The 13,851-nt window shown below is 68.6% G+C and carries 13 protein-coding genes and 1 tRNA gene; 11 read left to right on the top strand and 3 right to left on the bottom strand.

Annotated elements, in window-relative coordinates; all coding sequences use genetic code 11:
- Positions 1-74: 74 nt before the first annotated feature.
- The 3 genes from HPY32_RS15245 to HPY32_RS15235 are packed head-to-tail and all read left to right on the top strand — an operon-like array spanning position 75 to position 987.
- Positions 75-266: a DUF4244 domain-containing protein gene (locus HPY32_RS15245; RefSeq protein ID WP_373686646.1), complete on the top strand. Its 192-nt coding sequence runs from the start codon at positions 75-77 to the stop codon at positions 264-266.
- Positions 263-622: a TadE family type IV pilus minor pilin gene (locus tag HPY32_RS15240; protein ID WP_067580483.1), complete on the top strand. Its 360-nt coding sequence runs from the start codon at positions 263-265 to the stop codon at positions 620-622. The genes HPY32_RS15245 and HPY32_RS15240 overlap by 4 nt, the downstream gene beginning before the upstream one ends.
- Complete coding sequence (locus tag HPY32_RS15235) at positions 619-987, top strand: Rv3654c family TadE-like protein (protein ID WP_067580486.1); 369 nt, start codon at positions 619-621, stop codon at positions 985-987. The genes HPY32_RS15240 and HPY32_RS15235 overlap by 4 nt, the downstream gene beginning before the upstream one ends.
- A 296-nt stretch (positions 988-1,283) precedes the next feature.
- On the opposite strand, the gene sftH is transcribed toward HPY32_RS15235, so the two are convergent.
- On the bottom strand, positions 1,284-3,680 hold the full coding sequence (gene sftH, locus HPY32_RS15230) for a DEAD/DEAH box helicase (RefSeq protein WP_067580488.1): 2,397 nt from the start codon (positions 3,678-3,680) through the stop codon (positions 1,284-1,286).
- Positions 3,681-4,115: 435 nt separating this feature from the next.
- On the opposite strand from sftH, the gene HPY32_RS15225 reads away from it, so the two are divergent.
- The 5 genes from HPY32_RS15225 (at position 4,116) to HPY32_RS15205 (ending at position 9,555) form a co-directional block, all read left to right on the top strand.
- The gene (locus HPY32_RS15225) at positions 4,116-4,322 is read left to right on the top strand and encodes a cold-shock protein (protein ID WP_019044597.1); all 207 of its coding nucleotides are present in this window, start codon (positions 4,116-4,118) and stop codon (positions 4,320-4,322) included.
- Positions 4,323-4,609: 287 nt separating this feature from the next.
- Complete coding sequence (gene topA, locus HPY32_RS15220; protein ID WP_067580489.1) at positions 4,610-7,507, top strand: type I DNA topoisomerase; 2,898 nt, start codon at positions 4,610-4,612, stop codon at positions 7,505-7,507.
- A 116-nt stretch (positions 7,508-7,623) separates the two neighbouring features.
- Positions 7,624-8,148: a DinB family protein gene (locus HPY32_RS15215; RefSeq protein WP_067580491.1), complete on the top strand. Its 525-nt coding sequence runs from the start codon at positions 7,624-7,626 to the stop codon at positions 8,146-8,148.
- 69 nt (positions 8,149-8,217) lie between these two features.
- Positions 8,218-9,423 (top strand): DNA polymerase III subunit delta', encoded by a 1,206-nt coding sequence (locus tag HPY32_RS15210; RefSeq protein ID WP_067585047.1) that lies wholly within the window; start codon positions 8,218-8,220, stop codon positions 9,421-9,423.
- Positions 9,424-9,479: 56 nt separating this feature from the next.
- A tRNA-Thr gene (locus HPY32_RS15205) sits at positions 9,480-9,555 on the top strand.
- Between the two features lie 90 nt (positions 9,556-9,645).
- Here HPY32_RS15205 and HPY32_RS15200 read toward each other — a convergent pair.
- Both HPY32_RS15200 and HPY32_RS15195 read right to left on the bottom strand, forming a co-directional pair.
- Positions 9,646-11,019 carry a site-specific integrase gene (locus HPY32_RS15200; RefSeq protein WP_067580493.1) on the bottom strand — a complete coding sequence of 458 codons (1,374 nt, stop codon included), beginning with the start codon at positions 11,017-11,019 and terminating at the stop codon, positions 9,646-9,648.
- Positions 11,020-11,042: 23 nt separating this feature from the next.
- Positions 11,043-11,732: a hypothetical protein gene (locus tag HPY32_RS15195; protein ID WP_156674077.1), complete on the bottom strand. Its 690-nt coding sequence runs from the start codon at positions 11,730-11,732 to the stop codon at positions 11,043-11,045.
- Between the two features lie 58 nt (positions 11,733-11,790).
- Between HPY32_RS15195 and HPY32_RS15190 the strand changes: the two genes are divergently transcribed.
- Genes HPY32_RS15190 through HPY32_RS15180 form a run of 3 tightly spaced genes read left to right on the top strand, consistent with a single transcriptional unit; the run spans position 11,791 to position 13,816 of the window.
- Positions 11,791-12,042, top strand: coding sequence for a helix-turn-helix domain-containing protein (locus HPY32_RS15190; RefSeq protein WP_067580496.1), 252 nt, complete (start codon positions 11,791-11,793; stop codon positions 12,040-12,042).
- Positions 12,039-12,563 carry a hypothetical protein gene (locus HPY32_RS15185; RefSeq protein ID WP_156674079.1) on the top strand — a complete coding sequence of 175 codons (525 nt, stop codon included), beginning with the start codon at positions 12,039-12,041 and terminating at the stop codon, positions 12,561-12,563. Before HPY32_RS15190 ends, HPY32_RS15185 begins: the two co-directional genes overlap by 4 nt.
- Positions 12,560-13,816, top strand: coding sequence for a DUF3631 domain-containing protein (locus HPY32_RS15180; RefSeq protein ID WP_231951396.1), 1,257 nt, complete (start codon positions 12,560-12,562; stop codon positions 13,814-13,816). Before HPY32_RS15185 ends, HPY32_RS15180 begins: the two co-directional genes overlap by 4 nt.
- Positions 13,817-13,851: the final 35 nt, after the last annotated feature.

Here is a 13,851-nt window from a genome sequence, read left to right as displayed (position 1 = left end):
CCCGCGAGACTCTCGGCGCGGACCGGCCGCGCCGAGCAGAGAGAAGGGAGAGACCGGTGCTGGCAGTTCGAACCCTGCTGTGGGACATCCGCACCCGCCTGATCCGGGCGATCGTCGCCGACGAGGGAATGTCCACCGCCGAATACGCCATCGGCACCTTGGCGGCCGCGGCCTTCGGCGCGATCCTGTACACGGTGGTGACCGGCGATTCGATCGTCGCCGCCCTCACCGGAATCATCGACAAGGCGCTGAAGACGTCGGTGTGAGGCCGTCCGGGCCGCCGAGCCCCGGCGCGGGCGATCGCGGTGCGGTCACGGTCGAGGCGGCGATCGCCCTCGCCGCGCTCGTCGTCGCGGTGCTGGTGTGCCTGGGTGCCCTGCTGGCGGTGTCGGCGCAGATCCGCTGCGTCGACGCCGCCCGCGAGGCGGCCCGGCTGGCCGCCCGGGGCGCCGACACCGACGCGGTGCCCGCCGCCCACCGGATCGCCCCGCCGGGCGCGCGGATCAGCGTCCGCACCGACGGCGACCGCGTCGTCGCCGTGGTCTCGGCCCGGGCCCCGGCCCTGCCGATGCTGATGCTGCGTGCCGAGGCGGTCGCGGCGCGCGAACCGGGGGAGCCGTGAGCGCCCGGCGGTGGCGGGCCGACTCCGGTGTCGCGACCGTCGCGGCCTGTCTGGCCCTGACCGGGCTGCTCGCGGCGTCGGTGCTGATCGGGCAGGTCGGCGCGGTCGTGGTGGCCCGCCACCGCGCCCAGGCCGCCGCCGACCTGAGCGCCCTCGCCGCCGCGGGCGCCGTGGACTCCGGCGCCGAGGCCGCGTGCACTCGGGCCCGGGAGATTGCCGCGGCGATGCGGGTCGGCGTGCGGTCCTGCACGATCACCGGCTGGGACGCCACGCTCACCGTCGAATCGAGTGTCACCGCGGGGCCACTCGGAACCCATGCGGTAAAGGCGGTCGCCCGCGCCGGACCCGTCGACGACAACTCTTGACGAATACCGAGCGGTCTGTGTCAGAACATTGGTGACGCGGGCCACATACTTCCAGGTGGTGGCGTCGAGATCGCCGAATTCAACTGCCAAAAATTTACGGTCTCGCTGATTTTTCAATTACCGCGCGAGGTGTCATGCCATTCCATGGGAGTGCTGCCTTTAATCAATGGAGCAACCGTGCAGTTAACATGAGCGCTCTCCTCTTTATTCGATCTTGGCATCCACGCCCATCCCGAGACCATCGCGGCAAGGACGCGGATCGGTTGCGGATCGGTCTCGGGCCGGTGGTCGTGCCGTCACGGCCGGGGTTCGTCGTCGCCGTCCACCGGATCGTCGGGCAGCTCGGACAGGATCGCCGCGAGCAGCGCGGCGGCCCCGGCCTTGTCCAGCGGATGATTGCCGTTGCCGCACTTGGGCGACTGCACGCAGGACGGACACCCGCTCGGGCAGCCGCACGATTCGATGACCTCGCGCGTCGCCGCCAGCCACGTCCGCAGCCGGGCGAACCCCCGCTCGGCAAAACCCGCGCCGCCCGGGTGACCGTCGTAGACGAAGACGGTGGGCAGCCCGGTATCGGGATGTTCCGCCGTCGACACCCCGCCGATATCCCATCGATCGCAGCTGGCGACCAGGGGCAGCATGCCGATCGCGGCATGCTCGGCGGCATGCAGCGCCCCGCCCGCTCGCCGCGGATCGATCCCGGCCCGGGCCAGCAGCCCCGGCGTCACGGTGTACAGCACGGCCCGGGTCGGCAGGGTTTGCCCGGGCAGTTCGAGCTCGATCAGGTCCAGCACCTCACCGGTCGGCAGCGTGCGCAGATAACCCACCACCCGCCGGTCCACCCGCACCCGCGCCAGGGCGGCGGTGACCTCGCCGTACACCCGCTCCGTACCCACCTCGTCGACGATGATCGAGGTGAGCGCGCGGGCGCTGGTCGTCCACCCCGGCTGCTCGGCGTGGACGAATGCCACCCCGGCCTCCAGATCCAGCTCGTCGACGATGTAGGTCTCGCCCTGATGCAGATGCACCGCGCCCGGATGCAGGGTCGCGGGCGCCCGCCCGGCATCGGTGGTCCCGAGCAGTCGCCCGCTCTGCTCGTCCACGATCGCGACGGGCGTGCCGATCCCGCCCCGCACATCGACGGCGTCGTGCGGATGCGCGGCCCCGGTGACGTACCAGCGGGCCGGGCCCTTCCCGCTCTCGCGCCGCCGGATCAACCCCTCCGCGGCGAGCTCGGCGGCCAGCTCCCCGGCGCCGAACTCGGTCACCTCGGCATCGGTGAGCGGTTCCTCCAGGGCCGCGCACAGCAGATGTGGCTCCAGCACATAGGGATTGCGCGGATCGGTGATGGTCGCCTCCACCGGCCGCCCGAGCAGCGCCTGCGGATGATGGACCAGGTAGGTATCGAGCGGATCGTCGCGGGCCACCAGCATTACCAGCGAGCCCTGCGTGCGCCGCCCCGCCCGCCCGGCCTGCTGCCAGAACGAGGCGACCGTGCCCGGGAAGCCCGCGATCACCACCGCGTCCAACCCGGCGATGTCCACGCCCAGTTCCAGCGCGGTCGTCGTCGCGGCGCCGACCAGCGAGCCGTCGGACAACCCGGCCTCCAGTTCGCGGCGATCGTCGGCGAGATATCCGGCCCGGTAGGCGGCCACCCGGGTGGCCAGATCGGGGTCGAACTCGCCCAGCATGCGCCGCGTCTCCAGTGCCACGACCTCGGCCGCCCGCCGCGAGCGCACGAAGGTCAGCGTCCGCGCGCCCTCGGCCACCAGATCGGTCATGATCCGGGCGGCCTCGGCGGTGGCCGATCGTCGCACCGGTGCGCCGTTCTCCCCGGTCACCGCCGTGAGCAGGGCGGGTTCCCAGAGCGCGACGGTGCGCGCCCCGTGCGGCGAGCCGTCCTCGGTGACCGCGACACACGGCGCGCCGACCAGCCGGGACGCGGCCGCCGCCGGATCGGCGGTGGTGGCCGAGCACAGCACGAACACCGGATTCGCCCCGTAGCGCGCGGCCAGCCGCCGCAGCCGCCGCAGCACCAGCGCCACGTGCGAACCGAAAACCCCACGGTAGGCATGGCATTCGTCGATCACGACGTAGCGCAGCCGCCGCAGCAGCCGCCCCCACCGCCGGTGCGACCGCAGAATCCCCAGGTGCAGCATGTCCGGATTGGTGAACACCCATCGCGCATTGGCCCGGACCCACTGCCGGACCTCGGCCGGGGTGTCGCCGTCGTAGGAGGCGGGCTGGATGTCGCGCAGCGGGCCGTCCTGGGTGAGCGCGCTCGCCGCGCGCAGCTGATCGGCCCCGAGCGCCTTGGTCGGCGACAGATACAGCGCCGTAGCGCGCGGATCCCGCTGCAGCGCCGTCAGCACCGGCAGCTGGTAGCCCAGCGATTTGCCCGAGGCCGTCCCCGTGCACACCACCACGTGCTGCCCACCGGCCGCGAGCTCGGCGGTCCGCGTCTGATGCGACCACGGCGCGGAGATTCCGGCGGTGTGTAACGCCGCAACCACGTCCGGCGATACCCAGGACGGCCAGGTCGTGACCCGTGCCGCGCGCGCCGGAAGCTCGGTGGCGTGCGTGAGCCGGGCATCGCCGTCGGGAAGTCCCGACAGGACACGAGTAAGTAACGATCTGCCATAGCTTGCGCCCACGCTCGTCGCTACTCCCGTGATCGGATCGGCAGGATTCATCGGATCGCCGCCCCGACGCACAGGGAATGTGTGAAAGGTGTGTGTTGCGCGGGCTCCACCTGCCATTTCAACACAGAGTAGCGATCTGGGTCACAGTCGTTTTCCCGGATACGCGACCGGTTATCTGAAGGCAAACCTACTCCAAGTCTGGATTTGGGCATTGTGCCCCTCACCTGCGCATTCGCAAGATCATCTTTTTTGCAAATTGTCGGTAACTCGACTGTTGAATTGCCCGGAGACATGGTTCACTGGTTCCTGGTCGCAAGCTTCTGTGTTCGAGGGAACGGATCCAAAGTCCAAACCATCAGCAGGATCGATGTTGCGAACGGTGTGCTTGATGCTTCCTGCAGGGGGAACAGAGTACAGCGGTCGGAACGGACCCGGTGGACGAACCTAACTTGTCCGCCGTTCCGGTATGGAAAGAGAAGGAACAGAATGGCACAGGGAACTGTGAAGTGGTTCAACGCGGAGAAGGGGTTCGGCTTCATCGCGCCCGAGGACGGCTCCGCTGACGTCTTCGTCCACTACTCCGAGATCCAGGGGACGGGCTTCCGCACCCTCGAGGAGAACCAGAAGGTCGAGTTCGAGGTCGGCCAGGGCACCAAGGGCCCGCAGGCCACCGGTGTCCGCGCGCTCAGCTGAGCGGGTCGACCCAACAGGTCAGATTGCTCGTCCCTCACCGCCCACCAGCGGTGGGGGACGAGTCATATCCGGGGCAGTACACTCGACCGCGGAACGGGGCCGACTTTCTGCCGTGCCGGGGGCGGCAGCACCCGAACCTTCCGGGCCGCGGACACGCCGTACCGGAGGCGCGGTAACAAACACGGTATAAACGTCTCTGGCAGGGGACACTTGTCTCCGCCGCTGGCCCCAGCCGCGCGCTGCGTACACCTGCGCCGCGCGGGTCGACAGGAAAGGTGTGTTCGCCGGTGGCAACACGAGACCGCGGTGCAGCGCCGAACTCCCAGGCAGCGCCTGGCCAGGGCCGTCCCCTGCGTCGTCTCGTCATCGTCGAGTCACCGACCAAGGCCAAGAAGATCGCCCCGTACCTCGGCCGCGGCTACACCGTCGAGGCATCCGTGGGCCACATCCGCGATCTGCCGCGCGGCGCGGCCGACGTGCCGGCCAAATACAAGGGCCAGCCGTGGGCGCGCCTGGGCGTGGACGTCGACAACGACTTCGAACCCATCTACGTCGTCAGCCCGGACAAGAAGGCCAAGGTCTCCGAGCTGAAGAGCCTGCTCGCCGACGCCGACGAGCTGTATCTGGCCACCGACCCCGACCGCGAGGGCGAGGCCATCGCCTGGCACCTGCTCGAGACGCTCAAGCCCAAGGTGCCGGTCCGGCGCATGGTGTTCCACGAGATCACCGAGCCCGCCATCCGCGCGGCCGCCGCCGACACGCGCGAGCTGGACAACGATCTGGTCGACGCGCAGGAGACCCGCCGCATCCTGGACCGGCTGTACGGCTACGAGGTCAGCCCGGTGCTGTGGAAGAAGGTCATGCCGCGGCTGTCGGCGGGCCGGGTGCAGTCGGTGGCGACCCGGATCGTGGTGCAGCGCGAGCGTGAGCGCATGGCGTTCCGATCCGCCGAGTACTGGGATATCGCGGCCAAGTTCGACGCCGGGAGCGGCGAGGGCGACGAGGCCAACCCGCGGACCTTCGGGGCCCGCCTGGTCACCGTCGACGGGTCGCGCGTGGTGGGCGGCCGCGACTTCGGCTCCGACGGGCAGCTGCGGACCAAGGGCGTCACCGTCCTCGACGAGGGGTATGCGCGCCGACTGGCGGAGGCGTTGCAGGCCAGCGACTTCCAGGTCTCCTCGGTCGAGTCCAAGCCCTACACCCGTCGGCCGTACGCCCCGTTCATGACGTCCACGCTGCAGCAGGAGGCCGCGCGCAAGCTGCGGTTCGGCTCCGAGCGCACGATGCGGGTGGCGCAGCGGCTGTACGAGAACGGCTACATCACCTATATGCGTACCGACTCGACCACGCTGTCCGAGTCGGCCATCGCCGCCGCCCGCGCCCAGGCCACCCAGCTGTACGGGCCGCAGTTCGTGCATCCGACGCCGCGGCAGTACAACCGCAAGGTCAAGAACGCGCAGGAGGCACACGAGGCGATCCGGCCCGCCGGTGACACCTTCGCCACGCCCGGACAGCTGCACGCGCGGCTGGACCAGGACGAATTCCGGCTCTACGAGCTGATCTGGCAGCGCACGATCGCCTCCCAGATGGCCGACGCCCGCGGCACCACGCTGACCGTGCGCATCACCGGCGTCGCCGATACCGGCGAGGAGTGCGTGTTCTCCGCCTCCGGCCGCACCATCACCTTCGCGGGCTTCCTCAAGGCGTACGTGGAGAGCGTCGACGAGGAGACCGGCGGCCAGTCCGACGACGCCGAATCGCGGCTGCCCGCGCTGGCCGAGGGCCAGGGCGTCACCGCCACCGAGCTCACTCCGGACGGGCACACGACCAACCCGCCGCCGCGCTACAACGAAGCGTCGCTGATCAAGGCCCTGGAAGAGCTGGGCATCGGACGCCCGTCGACCTACTCCTCGATCATCAAGACGATCCTGGACCGCGGGTACGTCTACAAGCGCGGCAACGCGCTGGTGCCGTCGTGGGTGGCGTTCGCGGTGGTCGGGCTGCTCGAGGAGTACTTCGGCCGACTGGTCGACTTCGACTTCACCGCCGCCATGGAGGACGATCTCGACGCCATCGCGGGCGGGCGCGAACAGCGCGGAAACTGGTTGTCCAGCTTCTACTTCGGCGGCGACAACGGCGTCGAGGGTTCGGTGGCGCGTTCGGGCGGCCTGAAGCGGATGGTCGGCGAGCGCCTCGACGACATCGACGCGCGCGAGGTCAACTCGATCAAGCTGTTCAGCGACGACGAGGGCCGCGACGTGGTGGTGCGCGTCGGCCGGTTCGGTCCCTATCTGGAGCGCATGGTCGCCAACCCGGACGATCCGGCGGGCGGCCCGGTCTCGCAGCGGGCCAATCTGCCCGACGACCTGCCGCCCGACGAGCTCACCCCCGAGGTGGCCGAGAAGCTGTTCTCGACCCCGCAGGAGGGGCGCGAGCTAGGCGTCGATCCGGGGACCGGGCATCGCATCGTCGCCAAGGAGGGGCGTTTCGGCCCGTACGTCACCGAGGTGCTGCCCGAGCCGGTGGAGGAGCCGGAGGCCAAGAAGGGCGCGAAGAAGGCGGCCGCGGTCAAGCCGCGCACCGGGTCGCTGTTCAAGTCCATGGACCTGGCCACCGTCACCCTCGAGGATGCGCTGAAGCTGCTGTCGCTGCCGCGGGTGGTGGGCGTCGATCCGGCCTCCAACGAGGAGATCACCGCGCAGAACGGCCGCTACGGGCCGTATCTGAAGAAGGGCACGGACTCGCGGTCGCTGGCCACCGAGGACCAGATCTTCAGCGTGACGCTGGACGAGGCCCTGAAGATCTATGCCGAACCCAAGCGCCGGGGCCGCCAGGCCGCGAGCACGGCGGCGCTGCGCGAGCTCGGCGCGGACACGGCCACGGGCAAGCCGATGGTGATCAAGGACGGGCGCTTCGGTCCGTATGTCACCGACGGCGAGACCAATGCCAGCCTGCGCAAGGGCGACGAGGTGGAGTCGATCACCGACGAGCGGGCCTCGGAGCTGCTGGCCGAGCGCCGGGCGAAGGGGCCGGTGAAGAAGGCGGCTAAGAAGACCACCAAGAAGGCGGCCGCCAAGAAGACGACCGCCGCCAAGAAGACGGCGACCAAGTCGACGGCCAAGAAGGCCACGGCCGAGAAGGCCGTCAAGAAGGCCGCGAAGTCGTCCTCCTCGCCCAAGGCGTGAGGCGCGCCGCCCGAGCGGCGTGTCGCCTCGCGGAAATCGGCCGGTGTCCGATTTCCGTGCGGGTCCTCCCGTAGCGTGTCCAGCCATCCGGACACCCTTCAGCGGAAGGACATTCGATGATCGCACCCTCCCCCGAGCGAAACGACCAGGAGCGCGAGGACCTCATCGCCATGCTCGCCAGCCAGCGCGAGCTGTTCCGATTCACGGTGCGCGGTATCGAGGACGACCAGGCCCGGCAGCGCACCACGGTCAGCGAGCTGACCCTCGGCGGGCTGCTGCATCACATCGTCAAGAGCGAGCGACACTGGACTACCGTTGTCGTCGAACGCGACGAGAACGCGAAAGTCGATGTCTCCCAGCTCAATTCGGAGTATCGGATGGGCCCGGAGGAGACGGTCGCGGGCCTGCTCGAGGAATGGGATGCGGTCGCGGAGAACACCGCCCGGGTGATCCGCACGGTCGACAGCCTCGATACCTCCATTCCCACGCCCACCGCGCCGTGGCGGCCCGAAAGAGTGTGGTGGACAGTGCGTTTCACGCTGCTGCACCTGTTCCGGGAGATCTCGCACCACTCCGGGCACGCCGACATCATCCGCGAATCCCTCGACGGGGCGAACACCTCCTATCAGCGCGCGTCCTAGCACCGTCGCCGCGGGAGTCGCCCGGCGGGCGCACGCGGGCTGTCGGTGGTGGCGGCTAGGGTGTACGGCGTGGCGGGAGTCTTCGATCGGTTGGTCGGCCAGGAGGCGGTCGAGTCCGAGCTGACCGCTGCCGCGGTGGCCGCGCGCGGCGGGGTGGCGTCGTCGGCCATGACGCATTCGTGGCTGTTCACCGGGCCGCCCGGATCGGGCAGATCCGTTGCGGCGCTGTGCTTCGCCGCGGCACTGCAGTGCACCGACCCGGGCACGCCCGGCTGCGGGCACTGCCACGCCTGCACGACGACCATGGCCGGAACCCACGGCGACGTGCGTCGGGTCGTGCCGGAGGGGCTCAGCATCGGCACCAAGGAGATGCGCGGGATCGTGCAGGTCGCCTCCCGCCGCCCGAGCACCGGCCGCTGGCAGGTGGTCGTCGTCGAGGACGCCGACCGGCTCACCGAGGCCGCGGGCAACGTGCTGCTGAAGGTGGTCGAGGAGCCGCCGGAGCGCACCGTCTTCCTGCTCTGCGCGCCGTCGACCGACCCCGAGGACATCTCGGTCACCCTGCGCTCCCGGTGTCGGCACATGCACCTGGTGACCCCGTCCGTCGACGCCATCGCCCAGGTGCTGCGCGAGCGCGACGGCCTCCCCGCCGACACCGCCGCGTGGGCCGCCTCGGTGAGCGGCGGCCACGTCGGCCGCGCCCGCCGCCTGGCGACCGACGAACAGGCGCGCGCCCGTCGCAAGCGCGCCCTGGCCCTGGTCGCGGCCACCGCGCGCCCGGCCGCCGCCTACGCCGCCGCCGACGAACTGGTCAAGGCGGCCGACGAGGAGGCCAAACAGGTCAGCGCGACCCGCGACGAGCGCGAGAAGGAGGAGCTGGCCACCGCACTCGGCGCGGGTGGCACCGGCAAGGGCGCCGCCTCGGCCACCCGCGGCTCGGCGGGCGCCCTGAAGGACCTCGAGCGCCGCCAGAAATCCCGCGCCACCCGCACCGGCCGCGACGCCCTCGACCGCTCCCTCATCGACGTCGCCGGCCTCTACCGCGACGCCCTCGCCGTCTGCCTCGGCGCCGCCACCCCGTCCACGGGCGTCACCCTCACCCACCCCGACCTCCCCGACCAGATCCGCGAACTCGCCACCGACATCCGCCCCGAGGGCCTACTCCGCTCCATCGAGTCCGTCCTGGCCTGCCGCGAGGCCCTGGACCTCAACGTCAAACCCCGCTTCGCCGTAGCCGCCATGGTCGCCGCCCTGCTAGCCGCCCGCACCCCCTGACCACCCGTTTTCACAATCCGCCCCCGAGACGATAGACTCGCACCGCCACAAGGCACGCCGCCTTAGCTCAGTCGGTAGAGCGCTTCACTCGTAATGAAAAGGTCGGGGGTTCGATTCCCCCAGGCGGCTCCAGGTCAGAGGCTGTATTCAGCTCTCCGCGTGATCAATTGGCACAGTCAGTGTGCCGACAGTGTGCCAACGCGCGGAGGGCACCCCCTCAGTTCATCCGAAGAGAGCGGCCCCCGCCGCCTTCAAATCCTCGGGTTGTGCGTCGCTGTAGATCGACAGTGCGACTGCAGGGTCGTGGCCGTGCCAGGCCGCGACGATGTGCACCGGGATGCCCAGCGCCAGCATGAGGGACACGGAGGTGTTCCGCAGCCCCTTCAACGGGATTCGGCGAAGTCCGGCGCGCTTGCTGATCCGCTGGAACTCGTCCGAGTACCACTCGGGCCGGACGGGCGTTCCGTCCTCGTGCACTGCGATCAGCCGATCGTCGGACCACGGGATACCCAGCGCCAGGCATTCGGCCTTCTGGAGGGTCTTCAACGCGCGCAGTGCGTCCGCCAGGTCGGCGGGCGGTGGAAGGTCGCGACGGCTGCGCCTGGACTTCGGAAGGCTCTCCTCCGTCTCGGTGCCGATCGCAACCCGGCCGCGCCGCACCTTCAGTTTCTCGTCCTCGAATCGAGTCCATCGCATCCCCAGCACCTCCGAGCGCCGCGCGCCGTAGGTGGACAGCAGCCAGCATGCGTGTAGTCGGTGGCCGCGCGCTTCCTCTCGGAAGCGCTCCACTTCGGCCACAGTCCACGACTTCGCCGCTTCGGCTGCGTCGTCGTCCTCGGGGATCTCATCGCTTGGGCGTTCCACGAGCGCGATCACGTTGCGCGGCAGCGCACCCTGATCGACGTAGGACTGTACGACCGCACCGAGCGCGGTCAGGGTGGACCGGACCGTGACCGGCTTGACTCCGCGCGTGGCCGAGATCAGCTCGGTAGCCGTGTACATCGCGCGGCCGGTCCGCGCGATCCGACCTGCCCGGACGAGCGCCGACAGGGAGGTGTGGATGTCCTTGCCGGGGAACTCCGCCCGAATCTCGCGGGTCGAGATGCCTTCGGAATGCTGAGCGATGAATGCGGCAATCCGAGAGGCGAGCGAATCGGGGCGGGTCGTAAGCCGTTGGTCTACACGCCCTTTGGTCAGCATCCATGCTACGAGCGCGTCCCCGTCCGCCTTGGTGAGCTGCGCCAACTTCTTGCCGCCCATGAACCGCCGCACGGGCAACAGGTGGCGCGTGTAGTTCGAGAGCGTGACCCGACGGATCTTGCGTCGCCCCTTCAGCCACTCGTCGCACCCTTCGTCAACGGTGAGATTCGTGAGGCGGATGTACTTGCCTTCGGCCACCTCCGTTGTGATCCGGCGGTATTCGCGCCGCGCCTCCGTGAAGGTGCGGTAGGTGAACCGCTGCCGGTCTCGTGTGCCGTCCGGCTTGGCCCCCACGTCCACCTGGAACGTGTAGGTCACCGTCCCGTTCTTGGCTGTCCGTTTGTCGATCGGTTCGGCGCGGCGCGTGCGTGTCTTGGTAGCGCTCGGATCGGTCATTGCTTTGAATTTCCTTGTTGCTGTTACTTTTTCGGTTGTGTGACTTCGAGATTGCTGATCGTTGCTCGTGGCAGGTCGTCGGCTGGTTCGTCGCTGACTACTGCATCGGGAAGCATCCTGAGTTCGCGCTCGGTCTCCTCGAGATGGCGCTGAATGGCCGTGAGTTCCGCCAGGATCGCTGGGGCCGCGTCGGGCATCTCTTCCTGAAGGTCGGCCAGCATCTTGGCGGTCGAGTGAATGCGGCTTCGCAAGTGCAGGCGCCGCCGGGACAGTTCGACTGGGTTCTGTCCCTCAACGAGAGCCACCAAACGGTCACTCGCCTTCTGGGATTCGGCGCGCCGCTCGTCGGCGTCAGCAAAGCCTGTCGATGCCACCGGTGGGGGAGTGAACACTGTCTCCCCGGAGAACCAGGTAATCGCGTGGGTTGCCGACTTGTGGACTCCGGGTACGACCTCGGTGTCGCCGTCCGGTAGGGCGGGATACAGCAACCGCACGGGCGGGACCGCTAGTACCCAAGCGATCACGCTCAGTTCCGCAGTCGAGATGTACTTGCGCCGCCTGTTCTCGATGTCGGTGATGGTCGAGCGAGAAACCTTGTAGCCCAATGCTTCTGTTTGATCCGACAGCCATTGCGCCGAGCGATCTCCGCGCAGTTTCCGGATCGCGTCGCCCACGATCGCGAGGTGTCTAGCACCCCAGTCTGTTTGCGTCATATACCACAGATTAGCAGAATATTGCGTATATGAACGCTACGGCGTACGAATGAGAAGTATGGAAACGAACTACATGGATGTGATTCGGCGACTGGACGCCGGAGAGCCAACCATCTCGATCGAGGATCTGGGCGTGGTCCTGGGCCTCAGTCGCTCCACGGCCTACAACGCGGCCAAGGACGGAGACGTCCCGGTGATCAAAGTGCGTGGCCGGTATCGGATTCCGAGCGCCTGGGTTCGTCAGCTTCTACGGCTACAGCCACCAGCGCGCCCCGCTGAGCCGTACACGCAGGGGTCGGGGGTCGCGTGATCTCGGACATTCCCTCCGCCGATGCGGCCCCCGTCGTGAACCCCGCAGTTGCAGCTGCGGGCGACGAGGGCCGGAACCCGAACGGTCTGGACAACCCTGAGTTCGTGGTGACAATACCCGCTGGCGACAGGACAGTCGGCGCATTGGTCCTGTACGGATCGGATGCGTTGCTCGGTCGGGCGTTAGCTCGGAGCGTCGCCGATAGGGCGGCGCGTCGGGCGGCCGTTCGCGTTGTGGATGACGACTACGCCTGCACCGAGATCGGCCTCCAATTGCGCAACCGCGCTGAGGCGGCGCGGCGTCTGCCCGGCGGTGATCCCTGGCCGGAGAGTGCACGCGAGTCCGGTAGTGCGCCAACGGCAATGCAATTGTCGGCATGGGCGGCGGCCAGCGCCGATCTCAATGGCGCGGGCTACCCGCCGATCATTCCGGCATCGATCGCACGTCTGCTGTGGAGTCGCGGTGGGGATGGCCGTGCCCTGATGGAGCGGGTGCACCGAGCCGGAGGTGTCACCCAATGAGTGAAATCCGCGGACCGGCCGACGTGAAGCGGGTTGCCGACCGACATCGGCGGCGCGTCCGATCGGTGCCTATCGACGCGGTTGTGTCAGCGGGTGATCCTACGTCGGCACCCGCGCCGCTTACCGCTTTCGAGCTGTTGGATCGAGTGCAGGCAATGATCGAGAAGTACGTTCGCTTCCCGTCCGAGCACTGCTCGGTAGCCGTCGCATTGTGGGCCGCGCACACGTGGGCCGTGCGGGCGTTTTACGTGACGCCGCGCTTGGTGCTCGATTCGCCGGAACCGGGTAGCGGCAAGACGCGCGTGCTCGAGCTGCTGGCGCTGCTGTGTCAGTCTCCCAAGCTGACGCTTTCGACTACGACCGCGGCGTTGTACCGTCGCATCGCGTTGGCTGGCGATGCCCCGCCGACGATCTTGCAGGACGAGGCCGATGCCGTATTCGGGCGGACGGCCAATCCGCAAACCGAGGACCTGCGAGCGTTGTTCAATGCCGGATACAAGCGCGGCGCGACCGTGGATCGGTGCGAGGGCGACAGTCGCAATATGAAGGTGCGCGAGTTCCCGGTATTCGCACCGCTGGCGTTGGCGGGGATCTCCGGTCATCTTCCGGCGACGATCCTCACGCGAGCCGTCACCATTCACATGCGCCGCCGTGCGCCCGGTGAAACGGTGGCCCCGTTCCGTGAACGGGATGCCGAATTGGAGGCGGCACCGATCCGGGAAGCTCTGGAGCAATGGGCAACCGACAACCTGGACGTGCTCGCGGGCGCGCGGCCCGAGATGCCGGAGGGGGTAGCCGACCGGCCCGCCGAGGTGTGGGAGGCATTGCTGGCCATTGCCGACCTTGCGGGCGGTCATTGGCCGACTCTCGCTCGCGCCGCCTGCGCGCATTTCGTGCTCGACACCGATGCTGGTGAACAATCGCGCGGTATCCGGCTGCTCGGTGACCTTCACAAGATGTTCGGTGATCGCACGACAATGTTCTCCGCCGATGTCGTCGCCGCTCTCACCTCTGACGAGGAGGCGGAATGGTCCGATATACACGGCAAGTCGATCAATCAGCGCTGGCTTGCAAAGGAACTCGGTCGGTATGGCGTGTTGTCCAAACAGGTCAAGATCAATGGTGCGGGTGCCAAGGGCTATCGGATCGACGGCGAAACCGGCCTGATACAGGCGTGGGAACGCTACCTGCCCGGCTATCAGCGAAACCGGCGAAACGAGCGAAATGACGCAGGCCAGCAAGTTTCGGCGTGAGATTCGGTTTCGGTTCGACCGAAACCTCGCCAGTC

The sequence above is a fragment of the Nocardia terpenica genome (assembly GCF_013186535.1).
GTDB lineage: Bacteria > Actinomycetota > Actinomycetes > Mycobacteriales > Mycobacteriaceae > Nocardia > Nocardia terpenica.
Note: the sequence above shows the minus strand (reverse complement) of the source record. Positions and strands in the feature narration are given on the sequence as shown.

Excerpts from the sequence above, each read along its gene's own strand:
- HPY32_RS15200 (WP_067580493.1), bottom strand. The coding sequence starts at position 11,019 with ATGACCGATCCGAGCGCTACCAAGACACGCACGCGCCGCGCCGAACCG.
- HPY32_RS15190 (WP_067580496.1), top strand. The coding sequence starts at position 11,791 with ATGGAAACGAACTACATGGATGTGATTCGGCGACTGGACGCCGGAGAG.
- HPY32_RS15215 (WP_067580491.1), top strand. The coding sequence starts at position 7,624 with ATGATCGCACCCTCCCCCGAGCGAAACGACCAGGAGCGCGAGGACCTC.
- HPY32_RS15195 (WP_156674077.1), bottom strand. The coding sequence starts at position 11,732 with ATGACGCAAACAGACTGGGGTGCTAGACACCTCGCGATCGTGGGCGAC.
- sftH (WP_067580488.1), bottom strand. The coding sequence starts at position 3,680 with ATGAATCCTGCCGATCCGATCACGGGAGTAGCGACGAGCGTGGGCGCA.
- HPY32_RS15180 (WP_231951396.1), top strand. The coding sequence starts at position 12,560 with ATGAGTGAAATCCGCGGACCGGCCGACGTGAAGCGGGTTGCCGACCGA.
- HPY32_RS15225 (WP_019044597.1), top strand. The coding sequence starts at position 4,116 with ATGGCACAGGGAACTGTGAAGTGGTTCAACGCGGAGAAGGGGTTCGGC.